The organism is Myxococcus llanfairpwllgwyngyllgogerychwyrndrobwllllantysiliogogogochensis (assembly GCF_006636215.1).
In the GTDB taxonomy this organism is placed as follows: domain Bacteria; phylum Myxococcota; class Myxococcia; order Myxococcales; family Myxococcaceae; genus Myxococcus; species Myxococcus llanfairpwllgwyngyllgogerychwyrndrobwllllantysiliogogogochensis.
On sequence record NZ_VIFM01000478.1, the window covers coordinates 1 to 3403 of the forward strand.

3 protein-coding genes are annotated in these 3403 nt (G+C 68.0%); all 3 read left to right on the top strand.

All coding sequences use genetic code 11. From position 1 onward, the window contains the following. The first annotated feature begins 223 nt into the window (after positions 1-223). Positions 224-1621 carry a dihydrolipoyl dehydrogenase gene (lpdA, locus tag FJV41_RS48515; RefSeq protein WP_141649412.1) on the top strand — a complete coding sequence of 466 codons (1398 nt, stop codon included), beginning with the start codon at positions 224-226 and terminating at the stop codon, positions 1619-1621. 317 nt (positions 1622-1938) lie between these two features. Then, positions 1939-2868: a lipoyl synthase gene (lipA, locus tag FJV41_RS48520; protein ID WP_141649413.1), complete on the top strand. Its 930-nt coding sequence runs from the start codon at positions 1939-1941 to the stop codon at positions 2866-2868. A gap of 58 nt (positions 2869-2926) precedes the next feature. Further along, positions 2927-3403: biotin/lipoyl-containing protein (locus tag FJV41_RS48525; RefSeq protein ID WP_181791501.1), on the top strand; the 477-nt coding region annotated here is incomplete at its 3' end.

Sequence of the window (3403 nt, forward strand, 5' to 3'; positions counted from 1 at the left end):
ACGTGGCGGTGGCGTCCGGGGTGGGGGAGCTCGCGGGCGAGGCCCCGGCCGTCTCATCCTGGTGCGTCACGCACCACAGGCGGGTGAAGGCGAGCAGCGCCACGAGCATCAGGAGGAGGGTTCTGAGCGGGAAACGGCGCACGAGCAATCTCCTTGATTCCGACCGGGAGCGGGGGTTATCAGCCCCACCGGGTTCCATCCGCAAATAATGACGGAGGCGTGCGTGGCTGAGACGTTCGACGTGGTGATCATCGGTTCGGGCCCTGGCGGCTACGTGGGTGCCATCCGCGCGGGGCAACTCGGGCTGAAGACGGCCATCATCGAGAAGGACAAGCGTCTGGGCGGTACCTGCCTCCACCGCGGGTGCATCCCCACCAAGTCCCTGCTGTGGACGGCGGAGTTGTTCCACCACGTCAAGGAGGCGGGGGACTTCGGCATCGACCTGTCGAGCCCGACGGTCAACTGGCCGAACGCGATGAAGCACAAGGACAAGGTCGTCACCAAGGGTGCCAACGGCATCGACTTCTTGATGAAGAAGAACAAGGTGACGGTCATCAAGGGCCACGGCCGCATCGCCGGCAAGGGCAAGGTGGAAGTCACCGCCGAGGACGGCTCCAAGCAGGTCCTGGACGCGAAGAACATCATCATCGCGACGGGCTCGGTGCCCAAGTCCCTGCCGAACGTGCCGGTGGACCACAAGCGCGTGCTCAACAGCGACTCCGTCCTGCAGCTCGACCGCATCCCCAAGAGCATCATCGTCCTGGGCGCTGGCGCGGTCGGCTGTGAGTTCGCCTCCATCTTCAACCACGTGGGAAGCAAGACCTCCATCGTGGAGTTCCTGCCCGCGCTGCTCCCCATCGAGGACGCGGACATCTCCAAGGAGCTGGAGAAGCTCTTCCGCCGTCGCGGCATCGACGTGCACACCGGCTCCGCGGTGGAGAAGGTGGAGCACACTGCGGACGGCGTGCGCGTCACCATGAAGGTGGGCAGCGAGACGAAGACGCTGGAGGCGGAGCTGCTGCTGTCCGCCGTCGGCCGCTCGCCCGTCACCGAGGACGTGGGCCTGGACAAGACGTCCATCAAGACGGAGCGCGGCTACATCAAGGTCGACGCGATGCTGCGCACCAGCGAGCCCAACGTCTACGCCGTGGGCGACGTCATCCCCACGCCGATGCTGGCCCACATGGCGAGCTCCGAGTGCGTGCTCGCGGTGGAGCACATCGCCGGGAAGAACCCGCAGCCCATCAACTACGACCTCACCCCGTCGGCCACGTACTGCTACCCCGAGGTCGCCTCGGTGGGCCTGACGGAGAAGAGGGCCAAGGAGCGCGGCTACGACGTCAAGATCGGCAACGCCCCGTTCGGCGCGGTGACGAAGTCGTCCATCACCAATGAGGCCACCGGCCTCATCAAGATCGTCTCCGACAAGAAGTACGACGAGGTGCTGGGCATCCACATCATCGGGCCCCACGCCACGGAGCTGCTGGCCGAGGCGTGCGTCGCGCTGAAGCTGGAGATCACCACCGAGGAGCTGGCGGGCACCATCCACGCCCACCCGACGCTCTCGGAAATCGTCCACGAGGGCGCCGAGGCCACGTTGGGTCACCCCCGCCACTTCTAGGCCCAGGCTCGTCGAAGGTCAGGCCGTCCCGGAGCGTGGTTCCGAGGACGGCCTTTCCATGTCCGGCGTCCGCTGGGGCGGGTGGCCAGGATGCCTGCACACCAGGAGGGCCAGCGATGGACTGGCACGCCGTCGGGGCAGCGGCGCCCAAGTCGGGACATCCAGGCCCTCCGGTGCCCAGGTGTGGGGCTGCCCGGCCGGAGCGGGAGCATTAGTAGGAAAGCGACGCGCGCGAAGGGCCTGCCAGAGCTGACGCCTCGCGTTAGAGGCTTCAGGCTTGAACGTCTTCCGCCCAAACCATAGAAGGCCCGCGACCCATGGCGACTCCTGATCGGTTCCCGCTGCCCCAGGTGACTGAGACCACCCGCAAGCCGGACTGGCTGAAGGTCCGGCTGCCGCACGGCGAAGGGTACGAGCGGGTCAAGGCCATCGTGAAGCGCACGAAGCTGGCCACCGTCTGCGAAGAGGCCCGCTGCCCGAACATCGCCGAGTGCTGGGGGGGTGGCACGGCCACGGTGATGTTGATGGGTGAGGTGTGCACGCGCGCGTGCCGCTTCTGCCACGTGAAGGTGGGGGCGCCCCCGCCGTTGGATCCGATGGAGCCCATCCATCTGGCCCAGGCCGTCAAGGAGATGGACCTGGAGTACATCGTCGTCACGTCGGTGAACCGGGATGACCGGCCGGACGGCGGCGCCAGCCACTTCGCCTCCGCCATCCGCGAGCTGCGCCGGGAGAGCCCGCGCACCATCGTCGAGGTGCTCATCCCCGACTTCAAGGGCGTGGAGAAGGACCTGACCACGGTGGCCGAGGCCAAGCCGCACGTCGTCGCCCACAACGTGGAGACGGTGGAGCGCCTCACGCCGACGGTGAGAGACCGCCGCGCGAAGTACGCCCAGTCGCTCAAGGTGCTCGAGTACCTGAAGAACCGTCCCGAGGGCCTCTACACCAAGACGTCCGTCATGGTGGGCCTGGGCGAGACGGACGCGGAGCTGGAGCAGACCTTCAAGGACCTGCGTGAAGTGGGCGTGGACGTGCTCACGCTGGGCCAGTACCTGCAGCCCTCGCAGTACCACCTGCGGGTGGAGCGCTTCGTCACCCCGGCGCAGTTCGAGTCGTACAAGAAGCTGGCCGAGTCCTACGGCTTCCTCTACGTGGCCTCGGGTCCGCTGGTGCGCTCCAGCTACCGCGCCGCCGAGTTCTTCATGAAGGGCCTGATGGAGCGCGAGCGCCTCGAGCGGCTCGGCTGACCGGGCCTCGATTCGTGGCTTGACGCAACCCCCGTTCCTCTCGGAAAGACACCCCCCCATGGCAACCTTCGAATTCAAGCTCCCCGACCTCGGTGAAGGCGTGATGGAGGGCGAGCTGGTCAAGTGGCACGTCAAGGCCGGCGACGTCGTCAAGGAAGACCAGGTGCTCGCCGAGGTGATGACGGACAAGGCCACCGTCACCGTCCCCAGCCCGAAGGCCGGGCGCGTCGTGTCGACGCACGGCAAGGAAGGGGACATCGCGAAGGTGCACCACCCCCTCGTCACGCTGGAGATCGACGGCGCGGCTCCGGCGCAGGCCGCGGGCCATGGCGCGGCGGCTCCGGCGCAGGCGGCCGCGGCGGCTCCGGCGCAGGCGACGGCTCCCGCGGCGGGTGCTTCGGCGCAGGCGTCGAAGGTGCTGGCCACGCCGGTGACCCGGCGCATGGCGCGCGAGCACGGGTTGGACCTGGCGACCATTCCGGGCAGTGGACCGCAGGGGCGGGTGACGAAGGCGGACGTGGTGGCGGCGCTGGAG

Excerpts from the sequence above, each read along its gene's own strand:
- lipA (WP_141649413.1), top strand. The coding sequence starts at position 1,939 with ATGGCGACTCCTGATCGGTTCCCGCTGCCCCAGGTGACTGAGACCACC.